We start from the raw sequence: 22564 nt of genomic DNA, 5'->3' as shown, positions 1-22564 counted from the left end.
AGCCAACGATGGCCAGTCAGTACACACGTGAGCAGATCCTCGACATCATCGAGAGGCAAGCGCAGGAGAGCGGAATTCCCCGCGACGATTTCCTGCGGTTCGCCTATATCGAGACGGGAGGTCGTTTCAACCCGGACGCGAACAATCCCAGCGGAGCCAAGGGACTGTTCCAGTTCATGCCGGATACCGCCGAACAGTATGGGATATCGGGTCGGGAGTTCGATCCTGTGGTGAATACGCGCGCGGCAGCGGCGTTGTATTCGGACAATCTCGGCGATATCACGCGCCGCCAGGCACGAAGCGGACACGATTTCCTGTCCGGAAACGAGACGCCGAGTGGGCTGGACCTCTACCTGGCGCACCAGCAGGGCGCCGCCGGCTACGCGTCCATCCAGAATGCCATCGAGGCGGGCGAGTTCACGCGCACCAATACGCGCAGGAACATCCTCAACAACATCAGCGACCTCGACGTCGAGCGGCTGACCGGTCGCGCACCTTCCGAACTGCGCGGACTCAGCGATCGCGATCTGGCGACGACGTACTCGCAATACTGGAATGGCAAGTATGCCGCCATCAACATCCCCGACCGCGGCATCCAGGCCGGTCAGCCCGATGCGGCCATCCGCGAACGCACGTCACCGTTGGCGGACGGTGTGCTGCAAAGCGGTGAGCGCGGCGAAGAAGTCCGCGCCCTGCAGACCTCGTTGAACCAGCTTGGCTTCCGGGATGGCCAGGGTGCGGAACTGGAAACGCGCTCGGGGGTCTACGGCGGCAAGACACAGGAAGCTGTCCGTGCTTTCCAGACGGCAAACCAGCTTGAAGCGACCGGCACTGCCGATGCACGCACGCGCGAAGCGATCGCCCAACAGCTTGCGTTGCCCGAACAGGAGCGCAACCGCGCGCAGGCCGTGGAAGCGCAACAGCGCGATGGTGGGCTGGTGTGGCCGACGCCGGGCAACCGCGACATCAACGAAGCCGACAAGCCGCGTGAGGGCCGGGGCGAGTTCGGTACGCCACGCAGCGGTGGCCGCCGCCATGGCGGCATCGACATCCAGGGCGATGTCGGCGACCCGGTGGTGGCCGTCGCCGCGGGAACGGTGGTGGTGAAGCCGAACAACGACGCCGCCGGTAATACCGTGCACGTGAGGCACGACGACGGCACGCTGACCAAATACTTCCATCTCGACGAGTTCAGCGTGCGCAGTGGGCAGCGCGTGGAAGCCGGGCAGCAGATCGGCACCATGGGCAGGACCGGCAACACGCCCGCGCAGGGCGACACGCACCTGCACTTCGAGATGTGGCGCGATGGTCGGCAGGTGGATCCGCTGCCGCACCTGCAAGGCGCCGAACGCGACGCTGCGGTTCCTGCGCGGACCGCCTCCCCTGAAGTGCTTCGCGACGGCTCGTCGGGCACCTCCGTGCGCGAGTTGCAGCAGCAGCTCAACCAGTTGGGCTATCGCGGCGCCAATGGCGAGCCGCTGGAGACCGCGTCAGGCAAGTTCGGTCCGCAGACCGAGCACGCCCTGCGCGCGTTCCAGGCGGATCGTGGACTGAAGGTGGATGGCGAGTACGGCGACCGCTCGCGTGAGGCGATGGCGACGGCCACGCGCGATGTCGCACGCGAGACGACGCCGGCGGAGACCACACCCCAGAATACGCGTGGTGAAGATGCGCAGCGCTCGTTCGTGGATCGTATGTTCGCGGCGATGCACGGCGGCGATGATCGCGCCATGCGGCAGGCGCTGGATGATTATCTGAAGACGCCGGGCGGGCAGGGATGGCAGCAGAAGGAGCTGCCGATCGCCGATCAGCAGGTCGTACAGCCACGCGACCAGACAGGGGCTACGCGCTGACGGAGGGATCACGGCGCATGGGCCGGGACACCGGCCCATGCGTCCCGGCACGATGCGCATCGGGCGCCCGTGCTCAGGCCAGCCAGGCGCGTCCGATCTGATACAGGCTGATGCATAGCACCAGCAGCCCGACCACTTTCAGCACGACCCGCTCGGGGACATGCCGCACGAACCACGCCGCGAAGGGTGCGGCGATGGCGCCACCGACCAGCAGACCCAGCACGATCTCCAGATGATCCAGGCCGATGGTCAGGATGAAGGTGATCGACACTACCAGCGTCACCACGAATTCCGAGGCGCTGACGGTGCCGATGGTCGTGCGCACCTGGCCGCCGCGAGCGAGCAGGGTGGACGTGGCCAAGGGGCCCCAGCCGCCACCGCCGGTGGCATCGAGCAGGCCGGCAAAAAAGCCGAGCACCGGTACGCGCTTGACCTGCTCGCGCGGCATCCAGCGACCGAACGAGCGCACCAGAATCAGCACCGCCAACGCCAGCAGGTAGAGATAGACGAACGGGCGGATGGCATCGCCGGGCAACTTGGTCAGCACGTAGGCGCCGATCGCACCACCGATGGAGCCGGCGATCGTCAGTCGCCAGAACAGACGCTTGTCGATGTTGCGGAAGTAGGCGTGCGAGGCGCCCGAGACCCCTGTGGTGACCACTTCGGCGGCGTGCACGCTGGCGCTGACGGCGGCCGGCGGCAGGCCCATGCTGAGCAGGATCGACGAGCAGATCAGGCCGAACGCCATGCCGAGCGCGCCATCGACGAGTTGCGCGCCAAGACCGATGAGGACGAACCAGAAGAACTCGCTGCCGAACTCCATCCCGATGTTTCCAGTCGGCGTGGGGTGCCGTGGGTATCGCCAGCAGGATACAGGGTGTGGCCGATCACGCCGGGTCGAGCGCGCGGTGGGAACGCAGCGGCGTGACGTAACATCGCAGGTGCCATGGAGCGAATGCGCGTCGGCGCGAGGGAGGGCGGTGGTTAGTTCGCAACGCAGGCCATCTGCGCAGCGGGCAGATCACTGTTTTCGTTCTAGGGGGCGTCGACACCGGCAGGTGTGCGGACAGGACCGGATGGCACAGCGAGAACGCAACATTGTTGATGTCGCCGTGCTATTCGCTGTGGATGTAACGGGACAGGGCGGCTTGCCCCGACGGCGGCAGGTCCCGGAGGACCGACCGCATGCCCGATGCGATCAGCGGGTGCCGTACAGCACGACGGTCTTGCCGCGTGCGTGGAGGGCACCGTCCGCCTGGAGCTTCTTCAGCACGCGGCCGGCCATCTCGCGCGAGCAGCCGACCAGGCGTGCCAGCTCTTGGCGGGAGACGCGCAGTTGGGTGCCCTGGGGATGGCTCATGGCTTCCGGTTCGCGGGCCAGGTCGTGCAGGGTGCGGATGATGCGGTCGGTGACGTCCAGGAACGCCAGGCGGCTGGCCTTCCTGCTGGTGTCCAGTAAACGCCGCGAGAGCTGCGCGCCGATGGCGTACAGCAGCTTGGGGGCGTCGGCCGACAGCGTGCCCAGGAACAGCTGGTGCAGGCGCTCGTAGCTCACTTCCGCCAGTTCGCACTGGGTGCGGGTGCGGAGGATGACTTCGCGCCGGTCGGATTCGATGAACAGGCCCATCTCGCCGACGAATTCGCCGGACCCGAAGTAGCCGAGGACCAGCTCGCGGTCGTCGTCTTCCTCGGTGATGATGCTGACCGAGCCGCTGACCACGTAATAGAGCGTGCCGGCCGGGTCACCCGGGCGGAAGACATCCGCGCGTGCCGGGTAGCGGCGCCGGTGGCTGTGGGCCAGGAAGCGCTCAAGCGTGGCGTTGTCCGGCGTCAGGGGGCTGGCGGCGGGGCGAGCGGGGGCTGAAAGGGGGATGCCTGGGCTCATGGTGGTCACGGCTTGTAATTCAGGAAGCTTAGTCCGAATACGTAGCCGACGGCAAACGCAGGCCATGCAAGGGCTGGGCCAGTATGTGACGGTGTACCGACGGGCGGGCCATGGACATTTCACTGTCACCCGCTATGGCGCATAATCCGCCCCCTTATCCGACACCCCCTGAGAGGGACCACCGCCGTGGTAAAACCCCTGCCTCGCCTGCGGCTGCAAGGCTTCAACAACCTCACCAAGGCGCTGAGCTTCAACATCTACGACGTGTGCTACGCCTCGTCCGAGGACGAGCGCCGTCGTTACATCGAGTACATCGACGAGGAATACAACGCCGATCGCCTGACCCAGATCCTGACGGATGTGGCGGAGATCATCGGCGCCAACATCCTGAACGTGGCCCGCCAGGACTACGACCCGCAGGGTGCGTCGGTGACGATCCTCATCTCCGAGGAGCCGGTGATCGACAAGAAGGATGCGGGCAAGGAGATCATCTCCGACGCGGTGGTGGCCCACATGGACAAGTCGCACATCACCGTGCACACGTATCCGGAGACCCATCCGGACAACGGCATCGCGACTTTCCGTGCCGACATCGACGTGGCGACCTGCGGCGTGATTTCGCCGCTGAAGGCGCTGAACTACCTGATCGAGAGCCTCGAATCCGACATCGTCATCATGGATTACCGCGTGCGCGGTTTCACCCGTGACGTGAAGGGCAAGAAGCACTATATCGACCACAAGATCAATTCGATCCAGGATTTCCTGGCCAAGAACATCAAGTCGCGCTACGAGATGCTCGACGTGAACGTCTACCAGGAAAACATCTTCCACACGAAGATGCACCTGAAGGAGTTCGACCTCGACAACTACCTGTTCGAGGAGAAGGCCAAGAACCTGTCGTTCAAGGAGCGCATGAAGATCGAGGCGCGCCTGAAGCGGGAGATCGAAGAGCTGTACCACGGGCGCAACCTGCCGGAATGACGGGTTGGCGGCGGGCGCGGGTTACATCCGGTTCGGGTGGCCTGCGCTAGTCTGCCCACACAGAACGGCGGGACGACCCGCCCGCGGCGCAAGCCGCGCATCAGGACCGACGGCGGTCCGGAACGCGAGTTCCGGGCCGTTTCGCGTTATGGCCCGGGCAAAACCTGAGGAGGTGACGTATGGCGTGGGTCTATCTGGTGTTGGCGGGATTGCTGGAAGTCGTGTGGGCGGTGGGCTTGAAGTATTCGGAAGGCTTCAGTCGCCTTTGGCCAAGCGTGATAACAGCGGTCGCCGCGGCGGCGAGCTTCTGGTTGCTGGCGGTGGCGCTCAAGCACATCCCGCTGGGCACGGGTTACGTGATCTGGGTGGGCATCGGCGCGGTGGGCACGGCCTTCGTCGGCATGTGGCTGTTCCAGGAGCCCGCGACCGCCGCGCGACTGGCCTGCATCGGCCTGATCGTGGCCGGCATCGTGGGCCTGAAGCTGGCGTCTGCCTCGTAGGGCGGGGTGGGGTGGGCAGTTGCGTGCCTCAAAGGCGGTACGCGACGGCCTTCATCAGGTTCGATGCGCCTGCCATCAGCGTCGGAATCGGCTGGGGCAGGGTGCGTGCGCCGGCCTGTTCCGCGTGATCCGCATGGCGGGCCTCGTCGGCCTTCATGACCTTGAGGATCTCGCGGCTGCGCAGGTCGGCGGGTGGCAGAGATTCCAGGTGCTCATCCAGGTGGGCTTCCACCTGGTGCTCGGTCTCGACGACGAAACCGAGGCTCCAGCCATCGCCGCGCAGGCCGGCGAGGGCGCCGAGCGCGTAGCTGCCGGCGTACCACAGCGGGTTGAACAGGCTGGGACGGCTGTCCAGCTCGCGCAGGCGGTCGGCGCACCAGGCCAGGTGGTCGGTCTCCTCCTGGGCGGCCTCCAGCAGGTGGGCGCGGGTGGTCTCGTCCCGGGCCACGGCGGCCTGGCCGAAGTACAGGCCCTGGGCGCAGACCTCGCCGACATGATTGATGCGCATCAGGCCGGCGGCATGGCGCTGCTCGTCCGGTTCCAGGGCGACCTCGGGGGTGTCCCCGGCCGGATTGGTGCGCTGGGCGGGCGGGTTGCCGAAGACGGTGTCCAGGCCGCGCTGCGCCTCCACCAGCCAATGGTCGAGGGGCGAGAAGGTCCGCGTGTTCATGTGGTCATTGTGCCGCCTCCATCGACCCCGCGTCTGCCCCGGAGGACGTGGCGGACCGGGGCATTCCTGGGGTTGCGCACTGCGGCAAGGCCCCGTACAATCCCGCCTCTTCCGTTTCACCCTTCACAACGCGTGGCAAAGTTCCGCCCGGGAAACCGCGGAATCCGCCCGACCAGACACACGAGATACACATGAGCACCTTTACCGCCAAGTCCGAGACCGTCCAGCGCGACTGGTACGTCGTCGACGCAGCAGGCAAGACCCTCGGTCGCCTGTCCACCGAGCTGGCACGCCGCCTCCGCGGCAAGCACAAGCCCGTCTATACCCCTCACGTTGACACCGGCGACTACCTCGTCGTGATCAACGCCGAGAAGATCCATGTCACCGGCAACAAGCTGGCCGACAAGAAGTACCACCGCTTCACCGGCTACATCGGCAACCTGAAGACCGAGACCCTGGCGCAGGCGCTGGAGCGCCACCCGGAACGCGTCATCGAGACCGCCGTGAAGGGCATGCTGCCGAAGGGTCCGCTGGGCCGCGACATGTATCGCAAGCTCAAGGTCTACGCAGGCCCGAATCATCCGCACGCCGCTCAGCAGCCGCAGGTCCTGGACATCTAATCATGGCTATCACTCAGAACTACGGCACCGGCCGTCGCAAGTCCTCCACCGCCCGCGTGTTCCTGCGCAAGGGTTCCGGCAACATCACGGTCAACGGTCGTCCGCTGGACGAGTTCTTCGGCCGCGAAACCGGCCGCATGATCGTGCGCCAGCCGCTGGAGCTGACCAAGAACGTCGAAAACTTCGACATCACCGTGACCACCACCGGTGGCGGCATCACCGGCCAGGCCGGCGCCATCCGCCTGGGCATCGCCCGCGCGCTGGTGGAATACGATGAAACCCTGAAGTCGGAACTGCGCAAGGCAGGCTTCATGACCCGCGACGCCCGCGAAGTCGAGCGTAAGAAGGTCGGTCTGCACAAGGCACGTCGCGCCACGCAGTTCTCCAAGCGCTAACAGACGCGCTACACTACGCGTCACTGGTTACACAGCCCCGTCGCCAAGCGGTAAGGCACCTGACTCTGACTCAGGCATTCGGTGGTTCGAATCCATCCGGGGCTGCCAATTCGACGTCCAACCGGACATCCGCAAAAGCCCGCCTCTGGCGGGTTTTTGCGTTGAGGGGATCTGCCATGGTCGCGATGTTCCAGCCGCCGTTCTGCCCACCCGACGAGGCCCTGCGCCGCATGCAGGAGCGCGGTTACGTCGTGCTGGAGCCGCGCGCCATGGCCGAAGCGGTCGGCGCCGATCTTGATGTGCTCGACGCGCTGTTGCCGAGCTGGGACCGGCTGGACGTGGACGGTTACCTCAAGGACGGTGGTCGTTACCGGCGGCGACGGCATTCGTGCTTTGTCGTCGAGGTGGGCGACATGCGACAGGCGCCACATCGCGCGCACTGGCAGTCGCTGGACTACAACGCTTTGCACGGGGGGATGCAGCGCTGGTTCGAACCGATCGAACCTGCCGTTGCCAACGCACTTGGCTGGCGCCAACTGCTGATGGGATTGGGGCGCTGGTGTTCCGTGCTGAAAGGCGAGCGCCCGTGGTATGTCGAGGCGCACCAGTTCCGCATCGACACCACCGACGGCATCGGTCGACCGACCCCGGAAGGTGCCCACCGTGACGGCGTTGATTTCGTCGCAGTGCTGCTGCTGGACCGGCAGGGCATCAAGGGCGGCGAAACCCGGGTGTTCGCCGCGGCCGGACCGGACGGGCAGCGCTTCACGCTTGAAGCGCCGTGGTCCCTGTTGTTCCTCGACGACGAACGTGTGATCCACGAATCCACCCCGATCCAGCCTTTGGGCGACCACGGACACCGCGATACGCTGGTGCTGACCTTCCGCCGGGATGGCTTCCAGGGTGATTCGGCGACAGGCTGACCGCGCCGACTATTTGATTACAATTGAAACCATGGCGCGTGGGCGCCGGCATCTGGAGTGGCGATGAAGCTGGGTTCCCTGAAGGAAGGTGGTCGCGACGGTACGCTGATCGTGGTGTCGCGTGATCTGGCCCGCGGCGTGCGCGCCACCGGCATCGCGCCAACCCTGCAGCGCGCGCTGGAGGACTGGAGCAACACCGCACCGCGCCTCAACGCACTGTACGAATCGTTGAACGCCGGCGACGCCGACGGCGCGTTCGACATCGATCTACAGGCACTGGCCGCGCCGTTGCCGCGCGCGTACGAGTTCGTTGACGGCAGTGCCTACCTGCCGCACGTGGAGCGTGTCCGCCGCGCCCGCAATGCCGAGGTTCCCGCGAGCTTCTACACCGATCCGCTGATGTACCAGGGCACCAGTGCCGCGTTCTACGGCCCGCGCGATCCGGTGAAGGTGGTCAGCGAAGACCATGGCATCGACCTGGAAGCCGAGATTGTCGTCATCACCGATGACGTACCCATGGCGGTGACGCCGGCGCAGGCGGCCGGCCACATCCAGCTGGTCGGTCTGGTCAATGACGTGTCGCTGCGCAACCTGATCCCGGGCGAGCTGGCCAAGGGCTTCGGCTTCCTGCAGTCCAAGCCGCGCTCGGCGCTGTCGCCGGTGTTCGTGACGCCGGACGAACTGGACGACGCCTGGCGCGACAACAAGGTGCACCTGCCGCTGGTGACGCACATCAATGGTGAATGGTTCGGGGCACCGGAAGCGGGCGTGGACATGCAGTTCGATTTCTCCCAACTGGTCGCGCACGCGGCCAAGACGCGGCCGCTGTCGGCCGGCACCATCGTCGGTTCGGGCACCATCGCCAACGAGGACACCTCCAAAGGCGCCTCCTGCTTCGCCGAAAAGCGCACCGTGGAGACGCTGCGCGACGGCAAGCCGTCCACGCCGTTCATGCGCTTCGGCGACGTGGTCCGTATCGAAATGACGGACCGTGACGGCCGTTCCATTTTTGGTGCGATCGAGCAGCGGATCGAACCACAACCCTTGCCTTGAAGCCGCGCCCGGGCCCAGTGTGAACCCTCGACGGAGCGGGGCAGGCATGGACGTGGAATCCGGGCATTCGAAGGCGCAAACCGCGGGGAGCGGCTTGCATGGCTGAGCAACTCAGGCTGTATTCCTACTGGCGCTCCAGCGCTGCCTATCGCGTGCGCATCGGCCTGAACCTCAAGGGCCTGGCCTACGAGACCGTGCCCGTGCATCTGGTCCGCGACGGTGGCCAGCAGCACGCGCCGGACTATGTCGCCAAGAATCCCCAGCACATGGTGCCCACGCTGCAGCACGGCGTGCGGGTGATCCGGCAGTCGCTGGCCATCCTGGAATACCTCGACGAAGCCTGGCCCTCACCGCGCCTGCTGCCGATGACGGCCCGCGACCGCGCCCGGGTGCGGGCACTGGCCCTGATGGTGGCGTGCGACATCCATCCGCTCAACAACCTGCGGGTGCTGCAGCATTTCGAAGGCACCTGGAACGTACCCCAGCCCGAACGCGACGACTGGGTGAAGCACTGGATCGTGGAGGGATTCACGCCGATGGAAGCGCTGCTGGCAGGCGATGCCGCGACGGGCGCCTTCTGCCACGGGCAGACGCCAGGCCTGGCGGACTGCTGTCTGGTGCCGCAGGTATTCAACGCGCGCCGGTTCGGCGTCGACATGAGCGCCTTCCCGACCATCGTCCGCATCGAGCAGGCCTGCCTGGCCCTGCCGGCGTTCGACCAGGCGCGGCCCGAGAACCAGCCTGACGCCAACGGCTGATCGGCTCCCTAATGAAAGCGGGCAGGTTTCCCTGCCCGTTCCTCTCCGCCGTGTCGCGACCCTTCGTCAGCCGAAGCCGTGGGTGATGCGCGGGGAGCTGCTGCCGGTGTCGTAATCCGCGTAGGGGTCGTGCTCGCCCTTGCTGCCTTCGGACAGGCGGAACTTGAGCGCCAGGCCGTCGCGCGAATCGGCGGCGCGCAGCGCTTCCTCCTGCTCGATCTGGCCTTCCTTGACCATGCGGAACAGGCACTGGTCGAAGGTCTCCATGCCTTCCTCCAGCGACTCCTCCATCGCCGCCTTGATCTCGTGCACCTGGCCGCGACGCAACAGGTCGCGGATCATCGGCGTGTTGATCAGCACTTCGGCTGCCGGCATGCGGCGACCGTCGGCACCCTTCACCAGGCGCTGCGAGACCACGGCGCGCAGGTTCAGCGCCAGGTTCATCAGCACGTTCTTGTGCGCGCTCTCGGGGAAGAAGTTGAGGATGCGCTCGATGGTCTGGTCCGCGTTGTTGGAGTGCAGCGTCGCCAGGCACAGATGGCCGGTCTCGGCGAAGGCGATGGCGGCCTCCATCGTGGTGGCGTCCAGGATCTCGCCGATCAGGATGACGTCCGGCGCCTCGCGCATCGCGTTCTTCAGCGCGTTGTGGAAGGCATGCGTATCCAGGCCGACTTCGCGCTGGTTGACGATCGACTGCTTGTGCTTGTGCAGGTACTCGATCGGATCCTCGATGGTGAGGATATGGCCGGTGCTGGTGGTGTTCCGGTAGTCGATCATCGACGCCAGCGAGGTCGACTTGCCCGAGCCGGTGGAGCCGACGATCAGCACCAGCCCGCGCGGGGTCATGATGATGTCCTTCAGCACCGGCGGCAGGTTCAGCTCCTCGATGGTCGGGATCACGCTGCGGATGGCACGGATGACCATGCCCACTTCTCCGCGCTGCTTGAACACGTTGACGCGGAAACGGCCGGCGTCCTGCAGGGCGATGGCCATGTTGAGCTCGAGCTCGCGCTCGAACACGGGCACCTGGCCCTCGTCCATCAGCGAATAGGCGATTTTCTTGACCATGCCGGGTGGCAGGCCGGTGTTGCCCAGCGGGTAGAGCTTGCCCTCGATCTTGATGTAGACCGGCGCCCCGGTCGTGAGGAACATGTCCGAGGCGTTCTTCTCGGTCATCAGCTTCAGGAAATAGCCGATGTCCATATGCAAAGCTCCCCACGATGCGCGGCGACGTTGCAACGGCGCCAAAGGCTTCCGACAATGGCCGCGCGCACCCCTCAACGTCACGGCACCCCAATGATCGTTAGCTTCGCACACTTCCGCAGGCCCCTGCATGTGATGGCCGCCGCAGTAGCGGCACTGGCCCTGTCGGGCGCACCCGCTTTCGCACAGAGCGCGTTGACCCCGGAGCTCGAAGCCGCCGTGCAGGCGGTTCAGCGCGCCGACCAGGCCGACGCCGACCAGTACGCGCCCGAGCCGCTGGCTGCCGCACGGCAGACACTGGCGCAGGCCCAGGCGGCGCATGCCGCACGCGACAAGAAAAAGACGCTGGACCTCGCGCAGCGGGCCGCTGTCGAGGCCGATCTCGCCCGCGCACGCAGCCAGGAGGCCGTGGCGCTGGCCGAGGTGGCGCAGCGTCAGGCGGAGATCGCCGACCTGCAACGGCAGATCGGCGGGGAGAACAAGCGATGAGCGCCCTCCGCACGAGCATGCATTCGACCGCGCTGGGGCTCGCCCTTGCCATGGCATCGTCGGGCGCGGTGGCGGCCGACAATCCGGTGGTCGTGCAGTTGAACCAGCGACTGGCGGCCCTGCAGGCCGATCCGGTGCTTGCCGAGATGGCCGCCTACGAAAAGCTGCAGGCCCAGCACGCCATCGCAGCCTTCGACAAAGCGCGTCGCAGCCAGCGCGAGACGGCGCAGTACATCGCCGAGCGTCGCATCGAGATCGCCGAGATCGCCGCGCGTACGCAGGCGGCTCGCCGTGACGTGGACCGGCTGGACCGCACCCGCAGCGAACTGCTGGTGGAAGCCAGCCGCCGCGAAGCCGAGAAGGCGCGTCGCGAGGCCGAACGCCTGCGCGTGCAGGCGCAGATCCAGGCCGAGGAAACCGAACGCCTGCGCCTGGCCGCCGAAGCCGAAGCCCTTGCACGACAGGAAGCCGAAACCACACTGGACACGGTGGCCGGCCAGCAGGCCAACCGCCTGAGCGCGGCACGCCAGCGCGAGTTGAAGCTGGCGCGCGAAGAGGCCGAACTGGTCTCCGGCACCAAGCTGCCTGCGTCGAAGTTCGAGGCGCGCGGCGAGGTCTTCACCCTGGGAGCCGATGCGTTCGGCAACGGTTCTGCCAAGCTGTCCTCAGGCGGCACTGCCAGCGCCAAGGCCCTGGCCGCCTACCTGCAGGCCAACCCGAAGGCCCGTGCCCGGCTGGAGGGGTATGGCGACAGCCAGACACCCGGTCAGCGCCGCGCGGATGCGCTGCGCGACGCACTGGTCGCGGCAGGCATTCCGAAAGCGCGCCTGCAGAGTGCCGCCAAGGGCACCGGCAGCAAGGCACGTGCGTTGGAAGTCGTGGTCACGCACTGATTTCGTCATGTAAATCAGTCGGTTGAACGAACTCCGGTGGCTTGCGGGCGAATTGCCTGAATGTTCGCCACTGGATGTCTTTCCTTGTAAATCAAATATTTAAGCCAGCCCTTGCCGGGCTGGAAGTCGAGGAGTAGGGTCGTATACCCAAGCGGCTCCCGTCGCTTGGCTCACCGGAGAATCGACCCGATGACGCCCGTACCGATCCCCCAGGAGACCGCCGCCGGCAAGCAGGCCGGAGCGGGTATTCCCAAGGGAAGTGCCCGCGCTGCCGGCCAGATGCTCCGCTCCCAAGCCAACGCCCCGTGCCTGTGAAGGCCGGGGCGTTCGTATTTCCGCTGAAGGAGGTAACGATCATGTTCGAAGGTCAACCGCAGTCCGACATCGATGCGCTCATCAAGGCCGATCCGGAATTCAAGCAGCTGTACCAGCGCCACCGCGAGCTGGACAAGAAGGTCACCGACGCCGAACTCGGCGTGCTGCCCATCGACGACACCCTGCTCGGCCAGATGAAGCGCGAGAAGCTGCACGCCAAGGAGCGATTGCTCCGGATCTACGACGCCAAGCCCCACTGACCCTCCCCGCTTTCTCGTCGCGGGCGGCGACGGCCTCCTCGTCGGCCGTCGCCGTCCGCGTCACCCTAGTGCGATAATCCGGTCCCGTACCGCACCGGATGCACGGCCGCATGGCGATCCACTCTTCCGTACTCGAGCTGATCGGCGACACGCCGATCGTCCAGGCCAGGCGCCTCGACACCGGGCTCTGCACCCTTTACCTGAAGCTCGAAAGCGCCAATCCGGGCGGGTCCATCAAGGACCGCATCGGCATGTCGATGATCGAGGCTGCGGAGAAGCGCGGCGATCTGAAGCCGGGCGCGACACTGGTGGAAGGTACCGCCGGCAACACCGGCATCGGTCTGGCCCTGGTGGCCCAGCAGAAGGGTTACAAGCTGATGCTGGTGGTCCCGGACAAGATGAGCCGGGAAAAGATCTTCAACCTGAAGGCCATGGGCGCTGAGGTCATCCTGACGCGCTCCGACGTGGCGAAGGGCCACCCGGAGTATTACCAGGACCTCGCCGAGCGCATTGCCCGCGAGACACCGGGCGCCTACTTCATCAACCAGTTCGGCAACCCCGACAACCCGGCGGCACACGAGTTCGGCACCGGCCCGGAAATCCTGCGCCAGATGGAGGGGCAGCTGGACGCGATCGTCTTCGGCTGTGGCAGCTCCGGCACCATGAGCGGCCTGTCGCGCTGCTTCGCCGAGCATTCGCCACAGACCGAGATGGTGCTGGCCGATCCGGTCGGCTCGATCCTGACCCAGTACATCAACGAGGGCATCCTCAGCACCAAGTCCGGCAGCTGGCTGGTGGAAGGGATCGGCGAGGATTTCCTGCCGCAGATCTCGGATTTCAGCCGGGTGAAGAAGGCCTACGCGATCAGCGACGGTGAAAGCTTCCACACCGCGCGCGACCTGCTGGCGAAAGAGGGCATCCTGGGCGGCTCGTCCACCGGCACCCTGCTGGCGGCCGCGCTGAAGTACTGCCGTGAGCAGACCACGCCCAAGAAGGTGCTGGTGTTCGTCTGCGACACCGGCAACAAGTACCTGTCCAAGATGTACAACGATTACTGGATGCTGGACAACGGTTTCATCGAGCGGACCCAGTACGGCGATCTGCGCGACCTGATCCTGCGTCCCTACAGCCAGCGCGATACGGTCGTGGTCAGTCCGACGGACCTGCTCACCACCGCATACCAGCGAATGAAGCTGTACGACGTCTCGCAGTTGCCCGTGATGGAAGGCGACCGCCTGGCCGGCATCGTGGACGAGAGCGACGTGCTGCTGCATGTCTATGGCGACGAGGCCCGTTTCCGCGACCCGGTCTCCACCGCCATGGTCAGCAAGCTGGACCGGCTGGACGTCCGCTCGCCGATCGAGGCGCTGCTGCCAGTGTTCGATCGCGGACAAGTAGCCATCATTACGGATGGGGAGGCGTTCCTCGGCCTGATCACCCGCATTGACCTGCTCAACTACCTGCGTCGGCGCGCGCAGTAAACGACGCGGTCTGCCATCCACGGGTGGGCGGCGCATGGACGATACGTTAAGACTCGGCCAGTAGAATGGCCGGCTGATTCAAGGAACCCGAACATGACGCACCACTCATCCCCTTCCGATGGGGGCGCTGGCGAGCCCGCCCTGGGAACGCTGGCCATCCACGGCGGCCAGTCGCCCGACCCCAGCACTGGCGCCGTCATGCCGCCGATCTATGCGACCTCGACGTACGCGCAGAGCAGTCCGGGCGTCCATCAGGGGTTCGAGTATTCGCGGACCCACAATCCTACCCGGTTCGCCTACGAGCGCTGCGTCGCCGCGCTGGAGGGGGGCTCGCGTGGCTTCGCGTTCGCGTCCGGCATGGCGGCGACCTCGACCGTGCTGGAGTTGCTGGACAGCGGCAGCCATGTGATTGCAATGGATGACCTGTACGGTGGCAGCTACCGGCTGTTCGAGCGCGTGCGCAGGCGCACTGCGGCACTGGATTTCAGCTTCGTCGACCTGACGGACCTGGAAGCCTTCGAGGCCGCCATCCGACCGGAAACGCGAATGGTGTGGGTTGAAACCCCGACCAACCCCATGCTGAAGATCGTCGACATTGCCGCCATCTGTGGTGTCGCCCACAAGCATGGCCTGCGCGTGGTGGTCGACAACACGTTCGCTTCTCCGATCCTGCAGCGTCCGCTGCGACTCGGCGCGGACATCGTGATGCACTCGGCCACCAAGTACCTCAATGGCCACTCCGACATGGTCGGTGGCATGGTGGTGGTGGGAGACGACGCTGAACTGGCGGAGCAGATGGCGTTCCTGCAGAACTCCATCGGTGCCGTGCAGGGGCCATTCGACAGCTTCCTTGCGTTGCGCGGGCTGAAGACGCTGCACCTGCGTATGAAAGCCCATTGCGAGAATGCACTCGCGCTGGCGACATGGCTGGAGACGCACCCCGCCATCGAGAAGGTCATCTATCCCGGACTCGCCTCGCACCCGCAGCACACGCTCGCTGCCAAGCAGATGCAGGGCTATGGCGGCATCATTTCGATCGTGCTCAAAGGTGGCTTCGACGCGGCCAGGAAGTTCTGCGAGAACAGCCGCTTGTTCACGCTCGCCGAATCGCTTGGCGGCGTGGAGAGCCTGGTGAATCACCCCGCGGTGATGACGCATGCGTCGGTGCCGGTGGAGCGTCGGGAAAAGCTGGGCATCAGTGACGGGTTGGTGCGGTTGAGCGTTGGGGTCGAACATCTGGGCGATCTGCGAGCCGAACTGGCCGACGTCTTGGATCAGTGCCGAAATTGAAGGTCAGAACGACCATGCATCGACCATCCGGTGTGCCGGCAGAATCCAGGTTCGTCGACTGGGCTCGTGGACTTGCGCCACTCGTCAGTCTGTACCGCCGGCTCCCATTTGCTTGGCGTGATGCTGTGTCGCAATTGTCGAATCGGCGTCTGCAACGCAGGCTGACTTTCCGACGCACGCCCGCATGGGTCGTCAAGACACCTCTGCCGACTCAGCGAGTTCCGCTGTCGGCTACTTCGCCGTCCCGTGCAGGCGAGCGCCTTGGCGTCAACGTGTTCGGCTACTTGCGCGGAGAATTCGGGCTGGGAGAGAGCGCACGCCAGTATGCGCGCGCGCTGATGGCAGCCGGTGTGGATGTGGCGTTGGTGGACATGGACTTGGGGCTGCCGCATGGCTGGAAAGACGACAGCCTTGGAGCCTTGCTAGGCACGAGTGCGCCATTCGCCGTCAATCTGGTTTTCGTCAATCCCGACTATCTGGATGCGGCGCTAGAGCAGATCGGGAAGGAGCGGCTTGCCGGAAAGCATCTGATCGCGTGCTGGTTCTGGGAGTTGGACAAGGTTCCAGACGCCTGGATTTCTTCGCTGGACAGCGTGGATGAATTGCTTGTCAGCTCGGGCTTCGTCGAAGAATGCTTCCGTAGAGTGACGGACAAGCCTATTCTGCGTGCCCCGTTGCCGTTGGCGCACTTGCCCGATAGTGGTCTCCAGCGTGTGGATTTCGGGTTGCCCGAGGAAGAGTTCGTGTTCCTTGCCTCGTTCGATTTCAACTCTTGGGTCGCGCGTAAGAATCCGTACGCGGTGGTTGCGGCGTTCCTGCAGGCGTTCCCGCTCGGGAATGAGCGTGTTGTCCTGCTGCTGAAGACCAGCAACGGGTTTCGCTACCCTACGCAGCTTCGCGCCTTGCTGGTTGCGACGTCGGTCGATCATCGCATCGTGGTGCGAGATGACATCATCGAGCGCGCCCACATGACCGCGTTGCACCGCTGCTGCGATGCTTATGTCTCCCTGCACCGTGCCGAAGGTTTTGGCCTTGGTCTCGCCGAAGCCATGGCGCTCGGAAAGCCGGTCATCGCCACCAATTGGTCGGGCAACCTGGATTTCATGTCATCCGACGTGGCCTGCATGGTGGATTACCGGCGCGTTGCGGTTAAGCCTGAAGAGTATCCGCACTCCGAAGGTGCGACATGGGCCGAACCTGACGTGGCGTCGGCGGCGGACGCGATGCGCCGCCTAGCGGCGGATCCAGCGGCGGCCGCGCGCCTCGGTGTGCGAGCCCGCGAACATGTGGTGGATGTATTGGCGCCTGAGAAGGCGGCGTCCGCCATCGTGCGCCGCCTGCAGTCGCTGGGTGATGTTGACCCCAATGGAGACGAGCACTGATGCGCGAGATGCTCGCCGCCATATGGGCCTACAGGTTCTTCATCGTTTCGTCCATCAGCAACGATCTGCGTGTCCGGTTCCTGCGCAGCAAGCTCGGTGCCTTGTGGATGGTCATACATCCGCTGGCGCAGGTGCTGATCTTTGCGTTGGTCCTGTCGGAAGTATTGGCCGCCAAGCTACCGGGGATCGACAACAAGTACGCCTACGCGCTGTACTTGATGGCGGGCACAATGGGCTGGACGCTGTTTGCCGAGACTATCAGCCGGTGCGTGGGACTTTTCGTCGATAACGCCAATTTGATGAAGAAGATGGCGTTTCCAAGGATATGTCTGCCCATCATCACGGCCGGCACCACGCTGGTACAGAACGTGCTCCTGCTGCTGGCCATCTTCCTCGTGTTCGCCGCGCTCGGCCATCTCCCTGGTGTCCAGGCTCTCTGGCTGCCGCTACTAATGATTGTCACGCTGATGCTCTCCAGTGCGCTGGGCATCCTGCTTGGCATCTTCAATGTCTTCGTCCGCGATGTGGGCCAGGTGGTTCCGGTGGTGATCCAGGCAATGTTTTGGTTGACGCCCATTGTCTACTCGCTAGAGATCCTGCCTCCATCGACCCGTGCTTGGTTCCAGCTCAACCCGCTGATCCCGCTGATTGTCAGTTACCAGAACGTCCTGGTGTTCGACAAGGCGCCGGAATGGGCTAGCCTGGGATGGCTGATGTTTGCTTCGCTAGGCTTTGCTGGGCTTGCACTACTCGTGTTCCGACGCGCAAGCGCCGAGATGGTGGACGTTCTGTGAGTCTGGCGATCTCCGTTTCCGGCGTAGGCAAGGCTTACCGCCACTGGAGGAGCGAGTGGCAACGTTTTGCTCGCTGGTTCGGCATCCGCTCTGAGCCTGTTTCGGAGCAGTGGGTCCTGCGAGGTGTCGATTTCCAGATTTGCCAAGGCGAGTCGGTGGGCATCATCGGCCAGAATGGCGCAGGCAAGAGCACGCTGCTCAAGCTGGTGACGGGTACCGCGCGTCCGAGCGAAGGTCGCATAGTGCTGAACGGACGCGTTTCCGCGATCCTGGAACTGGGGATGGGCTTCAATCCGGAACTGACGGGGCGTCAGAACGTGCGCCACGCCGCCGGTCTGCTCGGTTACGCGGAAGCGGAGATCGACAGGCTGATGCCCGAGATCGAGCGTTTCGCCGAAATCGGCGTTTACTTCGACGAGCCGGTCCGAGCCTATTCCAGTGGCATGCAGGTGCGGGTAGCCTTCAGCGTCGCGACCGCCACCCGTCCTGACATCTTGATTGTCGACGAAGCGCTCTCGGTCGGAGATGCTTACTTCGTCCATAAGTGCTTCCGTCGCATCCGCGAATTCCGTGCTGGTGGGACGACATTGCTTTTCGTCTCGCACGACGCGAGTGCCGTGCAGGCACTGTGCGACCGTGCCATCCTGCTGGTGCAAGGCCGTGTCGTGATGGATGGCGATCCACACTACGTGTTCGACTACTACAACGCGCTGATCGCCGAGAAGGAGAACAGCAAGCTCCTTCAGCGTGAGACTGCGGACAATCAGGTGGCGACCGAGTCGGGATCAGGCGAGGCATCGATCGAGTCCGTGGCGCTGCTGGATGTGAATGGAGCGCCGGTGGAGTACGTCGGGGTGGCTCAGCCAGTGGTGCTGGATGTGCACGTGAAGGTGCATTTCCCTCTCGACGATCTAGTGTTCGGTTTCATGATCCGCGACCGCTTGGGTCAGCCGGTGTTCGGTACCAACACGCACCACACCCGGCAGACCAACATGCAACTCGAAGCAGGCCAGTGTCTGCGGTTCAGTGTCGCGTTTCCCGTCAACCTCGGGCCAGGCAGCTATTCGGTGTCCATCGCGTTGACTGAAACGGAGACGCATTTGGTAAGGAACTACGTCTGGCGGGATCTGGCTCTGGTGTTCCAGGTCGCGAATACCGGGCACCCCGAGTTCGTGGGGACCGCGTGGCTGCCAGCCGATATCTCGATCCGGTCGGAGGGTGGCGAAGAAAGTGCGCGCGCATTGGACAACGGAGGTAGGGCATGAGTGAGGCTTCCACGCCAGAGGAAGAGGCGGCGCGAGTGATCAGGCGCGTGCAGAGGGAGTTGTCGCGTCGCGCGGCCGCGGCGACGTCCGCGGCCGTGGGCGTCGCGGGAGCGGAGGCTACCGCTCTGCCACGCTGGCGTCCCGGACGTTCCGCGTTGCCCGAGAAGAGCGCATACGCACTTCAGGAGCTACTGCAATATGACGACGAGCAGTTCGTCGAAGTCGCGTACCAGACGATCCTGCGTCGCCCCGCCGATGAAACGGGCTTCCAGCATTACTGCCATCAGCTGCGCGCGGGCGGTGTTTCCAAAGTGGAAGTCCTCGGTAACCTGCGCTGGTCCGAAGAGGGGATGCAGCGTGGCGTTCATGTTGATGGGCTACTGCTGCCGTACAAGGTGCAGCAGTGGCGCCACCGACGTTGGTTGGGCCCAGTACTGGAGTGGGCCTATACGCTGGCGAGGCTGCCTCGGCTGGCCCGACAGCAAGCCATCTCCAGCACCTATGGCGTACACGAGACGCGTCGTATCGGCCAACTGTTGAACCAAGTGGTTGACGGTGTGGGTACGCAAGCCGATGCCATCGCGCATCGCCTCTCGGAGATGTCGGCGGAGTTGCATGCACTCGAAGGCAGGGCACTGGCGCTGTCAAACGAACAGACCGGCCGAATCGACAAGATCGATGAACGGCTCACGGTGGAATTCGAACACGAATCGGGTGCGGCGCCGGCGAGCCGGGTGACGCTCGGTGCGCGGGTCGGCGTACTCGAGGAGCGGATTCGCGAGATAGCGTCCGGGATCGAAGTGCGCCTGGCCGCGCTCGAGCAGGCGAGCTCGGGAACCCACCAGCGCGCGGAAGAACGGTTGGACGCGCTAGAAGGCGCCTGCACCCTCCTGGCCGAGCGCATATCCGAACTGGCTGCGAGCATTCCTCCCGCCGCGCCATTACCGAAGGCTGAGCCGGACAAGCGCAATCTCGATGCGCTGTATGCGGCGTTCGAAGAGGCGTTCCGCGGCAGCAACGAATTGGTCCGGACGCGCGTCAGGCCGTACCTTGCCGATGTCGCCGGCGCTGTTGTGGCCGGGCAGGATGCGCCCATCGTCGACATCGGTTGCGGGCGTGGAGAATGGCTTGAGGTGTTGCGCGATGCCGGCTATCGTGCGCGCGGCATCGACAGCAACCAGGTTTTCGTCCAGGCCTGCCGTGCGAAGGGGCTGGATGTCACCGAGGGCGATGCGTTCGAGGTCCTGAAGCAGATGCCGGATTCATCGGTCGCAGGCGTTACCTCGATCCACCTGATCGAACACCTCGGCTTCGAGTCGTTGATCGACTTTCTCGACGAGTCCCACCGCATCCTGCGGCCTGGCGGCATTCTGATTATGGAGACGCCCAATCCGGAGAATGTGCTCGTCGGCTCCAATTGGTTCTACATGGATCCCACGCATCGCAACCCGCTTCCCCCTGGCCTGATGTTCTGGCTGACCCGTTCGCGCGGATTCACCGACGTCCGAGTGGAACGCCTGAGCGAGGCGCGCGATGTGCCGATACCCGCACTGCTGCAGGAGGACGCCGCTGGTGCGGCGTCCCTCAACATGGTGCTGGAGCATTTTCGTGCGCCGGTGGACTATGCCGTCATCGCCCGGAGGAGCGCATGAGCCGGCGTTGCGCGAGAATCCTAGTCACCGGGGCAGGCGGGTTTGTCGGGCGCTACGTGTTGGAAGCAGTCAAGAACGGCCGGTTCGGAGACGCCGTCGCCGCCGCCCCCCCCCCGGAGTGGGACATCCGCAACCTCGATTCGACGCGTGACGTCGTGGCCCAGGCGATGCCGGATGCGGTCGTGCACCTGGCCGCACAGAGCTTCGTGCCCCGCTCGTTCGAGGATCCTGCGGAAACCTTGGCCATTAATGCGGGCGGCACCGCCAACCTGATCAAGGCGCTGCAGGAGCGGGACTTCGGTGGCCGGTTCCTATACGTCAGTTCGGGCGATCTCTATGGTCTCGTCGCGGAAGAGGATCTGCCGGTGACGGAGTACATCCAGCCGCAGCCACGGAACCCTTACGCCGTAAGCAAGTGGGCCGCCGAGCAACTGTGCTTGCAGGCTGGTAGAACCCACGGTCTCGATTGCGTCATTGCCCGCCCGTTCAATCATGTCGGTCCGGGCCAGAGCGATCGCTTCGTGCTGCCATCCCTCGCGGGACAGATCGCTGAGATCGAGGCTGGACGTCGCACACCACTTATCGAAGTCGGCGACATCGACAGCACGCGCGATTTTCTCGACGTGAGAGATGTTGTCGCCGCATATGCCGCCTTGTTGCGTGCTGGCGTGCGGGGAACGACGTATGTCATTGCCAGTGGCCATGAGCGCAGCGTCCGCGAACTGTTGAATCTGATGCTCGCCCATACGGATGCGACGCCCGAGATCCGCATGGATCCTTCCCGTATGCGGCCTTCGGAGCAGAAACGGATGCGCGCGGACAGCCGCAGGCTGCGCGACGACACCGGTTGGAGCCCGGAATTGAGCATAGAAACCACCGTATTAGATCTTCTCGACTACGCAAGGAAAAGCAAACAATGACCGGCAAGAGTGCATTGATCACCGGTGTAACGGGCCAAGACGGCGCCTACCTTTCCCAGCTGCTGCTCGGGAAGGGTTACCGCGTGCACGGTCTGCTGGCGCGACGCAGCACCGACACCCTGTGGCGTCTGCGCGAGCTGGGGATCGAGCGCGACGTGAACCTGATCGACGGTGACCTGAACGACCTGTCATCGCTGATACGCGCGATGGAAGTTTCGAAAGCGGATGAGGTCTACAACCTGGGCGCGCAGAGCTTTGTCGGAACGTCCTGGCAGCAACCGATCGTCACCGCCCAGATCGACGGCGTAGGGGCTCTCAATGTTCTCGAGGCCGTGCGCATCGTCAATGCGAAGGCACACTTCTATCAGGCCTCGACCAGCGAGATGTTCGGCCTGATTCAGGCGGAGAAGCAGAGCGAGACGACACCGTTCTATCCCCGTAGTCCCTACGGCGTCGCCAAGCTGATGGCTCACTGGGCCACGGTGAACTACCGCGAAAGCTTCGGCATACATGCCTCCAGTGGCATCCTCTTCAATCACGAGTCCCCGCTTCGCGGTATCGAGTTCGTGACCCGGAAGGTCACCGACGCGGTAGCCCGCATCAAGCGCGGTGAGCAGTCCGAGCTGCGTTTGGGCAACATCGACGCTAAGCGCGACTGGGGATTCGCGGGCGACTACGTCGAGGCGATGTGGCTGATGACGCAACAGCAGGCTGGTGGCGACTTCGTTGTAGCGACAGGGACGACCACGACCGTCCGGAGGATGTGCGAGATCGCCTTTGAGCATGTCGGCCTCAAGATGGAAGACCACCTGGTGATTGATCCAGCGTTCTACCGCCCGGCCGAAGTCGACGTCCTGTTGGGCGATCCCGCGAAGGCCAATACGGTGCTCGGATGGAGGCCTAAGACCAGCCTGGAGCAACTGATCGGCATGATGGTCGACGCGGATTTGCGCCGCCAGTCCTGATGACCCGGAAGGAAACC

General features: G+C 64.7%; 23 protein-coding genes and 1 tRNA gene. 20 read left to right on the top strand and 4 right to left on the bottom strand.

Features of this window, described 5'->3' with window-relative positions; all coding sequences use genetic code 11:
* The first annotated feature begins 8 nt into the window (after positions 1-8).
* Positions 9-1853, top strand: a complete 1845-nt coding sequence (locus IB230_RS07540; protein WP_192270547.1) for a peptidoglycan-binding protein — start codon at positions 9-11, stop codon at positions 1851-1853.
* Between the two features lie 73 nt (positions 1854-1926).
* Here IB230_RS07540 and IB230_RS07535 read toward each other — a convergent pair whose 3' ends face one another.
* Both IB230_RS07535 and crp read right to left on the bottom strand, forming a co-directional pair.
* The gene (locus tag IB230_RS07535; protein WP_192270540.1) at positions 1927-2676 is read right to left on the bottom strand and encodes a sulfite exporter TauE/SafE family protein; all 750 of its coding nucleotides are present in this window, start codon (positions 2674-2676) and stop codon (positions 1927-1929) included.
* A gap of 375 nt (positions 2677-3051) precedes the next feature.
* A complete protein-coding gene (crp, locus tag IB230_RS07530) occupies positions 3052-3738 on the bottom strand; it encodes a cAMP-activated global transcriptional regulator CRP (protein WP_225583680.1) in 687 nt (228 codons plus the stop codon).
* A 186-nt stretch (positions 3739-3924) separates the two neighbouring features.
* Between crp and speD the strand changes: the two genes are divergently transcribed.
* Positions 3925-4719, top strand: a complete 795-nt coding sequence (gene speD / locus IB230_RS07525; RefSeq protein ID WP_055936923.1) for an adenosylmethionine decarboxylase — start codon at positions 3925-3927, stop codon at positions 4717-4719.
* Positions 4720-4898: 179 nt separating this feature from the next.
* Positions 4899-5219, top strand: coding sequence for a quaternary ammonium compound efflux SMR transporter SugE (sugE, locus tag IB230_RS07520; protein ID WP_192270538.1), 321 nt, complete (start codon positions 4899-4901; stop codon positions 5217-5219).
* Positions 5220-5247: 28 nt separating this feature from the next.
* On the opposite strand, the gene coq7 is transcribed toward sugE, so the two are convergent.
* Complete coding sequence (gene coq7, locus IB230_RS07515; protein ID WP_192270536.1) at positions 5248-5889, bottom strand: 2-polyprenyl-3-methyl-6-methoxy-1,4-benzoquinone monooxygenase; 642 nt, start codon at positions 5887-5889, stop codon at positions 5248-5250.
* Between the two features lie 191 nt (positions 5890-6080).
* Between coq7 and rplM the strand changes: the two genes are divergently transcribed.
* From rplM to maiA, 6 genes are all read left to right on the top strand, one after another.
* Positions 6081-6509 carry a 50S ribosomal protein L13 gene (rplM, locus tag IB230_RS07510; protein WP_055936916.1) on the top strand — a complete coding sequence of 143 codons (429 nt, stop codon included), beginning with the start codon at positions 6081-6083 and terminating at the stop codon, positions 6507-6509.
* Between the two features lie 2 nt (positions 6510-6511).
* The gene (gene rpsI, locus IB230_RS07505; RefSeq protein ID WP_192270534.1) at positions 6512-6904 is read left to right on the top strand and encodes a 30S ribosomal protein S9; all 393 of its coding nucleotides are present in this window, start codon (positions 6512-6514) and stop codon (positions 6902-6904) included.
* Between the two features lie 33 nt (positions 6905-6937).
* Positions 6938-7012 (top strand) — tRNA-Gln (locus tag IB230_RS07500).
* 68 nt (positions 7013-7080) lie between these two features.
* Entirely contained in the window at positions 7081-7827 is a 747-nt protein-coding gene (locus IB230_RS07495; protein ID WP_225589243.1) for a 2OG-Fe dioxygenase family protein, read from the top strand.
* Between the two features lie 63 nt (positions 7828-7890).
* Positions 7891-8880: a fumarylacetoacetate hydrolase family protein gene (locus IB230_RS07490; protein WP_192270532.1), complete on the top strand. Its 990-nt coding sequence runs from the start codon at positions 7891-7893 to the stop codon at positions 8878-8880.
* A gap of 98 nt (positions 8881-8978) precedes the next feature.
* On the top strand, positions 8979-9638 hold the full coding sequence (gene maiA, locus IB230_RS07485; RefSeq protein ID WP_192270530.1) for a maleylacetoacetate isomerase: 660 nt from the start codon (positions 8979-8981) through the stop codon (positions 9636-9638).
* Between the two features lie 66 nt (positions 9639-9704).
* Here maiA and IB230_RS07480 read toward each other — a convergent pair whose 3' ends face one another.
* Positions 9705-10841, bottom strand: a complete 1137-nt coding sequence (locus IB230_RS07480; protein ID WP_192270528.1) for a PilT/PilU family type 4a pilus ATPase — start codon at positions 10839-10841, stop codon at positions 9705-9707.
* Between the two features lie 93 nt (positions 10842-10934).
* Here IB230_RS07480 and IB230_RS07475 point away from each other — a divergent pair, with 93 nt between their 5' ends.
* The 11 genes from IB230_RS07475 to IB230_RS07425 all read left to right on the top strand — a co-directional run bounded on the left by IB230_RS07475 (position 10935) and on the right by IB230_RS07425 (position 22547).
* The gene (locus IB230_RS07475; protein WP_192271373.1) at positions 10935-11330 is read left to right on the top strand and encodes a DUF4398 domain-containing protein; all 396 of its coding nucleotides are present in this window, start codon (positions 10935-10937) and stop codon (positions 11328-11330) included.
* A 17-nt stretch (positions 11331-11347) separates the two neighbouring features.
* The gene (locus tag IB230_RS07470; RefSeq protein WP_192271371.1) at positions 11348-12223 is read left to right on the top strand and encodes a hypothetical protein; all 876 of its coding nucleotides are present in this window, start codon (positions 11348-11350) and stop codon (positions 12221-12223) included.
* Positions 12224-12579: 356 nt separating this feature from the next.
* Entirely contained in the window at positions 12580-12798 is a 219-nt protein-coding gene (locus IB230_RS07465) for a YdcH family protein (RefSeq protein ID WP_192270526.1), read from the top strand.
* Between the two features lie 110 nt (positions 12799-12908).
* A complete protein-coding gene (locus IB230_RS07460) occupies positions 12909-14279 on the top strand; it encodes a pyridoxal-phosphate dependent enzyme (RefSeq protein ID WP_192270524.1) in 1371 nt (456 codons plus the stop codon).
* Between the two features lie 93 nt (positions 14280-14372).
* Positions 14373-15569 carry a cystathionine gamma-synthase gene (locus tag IB230_RS07455; protein ID WP_192270522.1) on the top strand — a complete coding sequence of 399 codons (1197 nt, stop codon included), beginning with the start codon at positions 14373-14375 and terminating at the stop codon, positions 15567-15569.
* A gap of 272 nt (positions 15570-15841) precedes the next feature.
* Complete coding sequence (locus IB230_RS07450; RefSeq protein ID WP_343227267.1) at positions 15842-16951, top strand: glycosyltransferase; 1110 nt, start codon at positions 15842-15844, stop codon at positions 16949-16951.
* Positions 16951-17745 carry an ABC transporter permease gene (locus IB230_RS07445; RefSeq protein ID WP_192270518.1) on the top strand — a complete coding sequence of 265 codons (795 nt, stop codon included), beginning with the start codon at positions 16951-16953 and terminating at the stop codon, positions 17743-17745. The genes IB230_RS07450 and IB230_RS07445 overlap by 1 nt, the downstream gene beginning before the upstream one ends.
* Complete coding sequence (locus IB230_RS07440; protein WP_343227266.1) at positions 17742-19010, top strand: ABC transporter ATP-binding protein; 1269 nt, start codon at positions 17742-17744, stop codon at positions 19008-19010. The genes IB230_RS07445 and IB230_RS07440 overlap by 4 nt, the downstream gene beginning before the upstream one ends.
* Positions 19007-20662 (top strand): methyltransferase domain-containing protein, encoded by a 1656-nt coding sequence (locus tag IB230_RS07435; RefSeq protein ID WP_192270509.1) that lies wholly within the window; start codon positions 19007-19009, stop codon positions 20660-20662. The genes IB230_RS07440 and IB230_RS07435 overlap by 4 nt, the downstream gene beginning before the upstream one ends.
* Positions 20659-21582 (top strand): GDP-mannose 4,6-dehydratase, encoded by a 924-nt coding sequence (locus tag IB230_RS07430; RefSeq protein ID WP_192270507.1) that lies wholly within the window; start codon positions 20659-20661, stop codon positions 21580-21582. Before IB230_RS07435 ends, IB230_RS07430 begins: the two co-directional genes overlap by 4 nt.
* Positions 21579-22547 (top strand): GDP-mannose 4,6-dehydratase, encoded by a 969-nt coding sequence (locus tag IB230_RS07425; RefSeq protein ID WP_192270505.1) that lies wholly within the window; start codon positions 21579-21581, stop codon positions 22545-22547. The genes IB230_RS07430 and IB230_RS07425 overlap by 4 nt, the downstream gene beginning before the upstream one ends.
* Positions 22548-22564 lie beyond the last annotated feature (17 nt).

This window comes from Pseudoxanthomonas sp. PXM01 (assembly GCF_014851815.1).
Classification (GTDB): domain Bacteria; phylum Pseudomonadota; class Gammaproteobacteria; order Xanthomonadales; family Xanthomonadaceae; genus Pseudoxanthomonas_A.
This window is presented reverse-complemented; position numbering and strand designations above follow the sequence as displayed.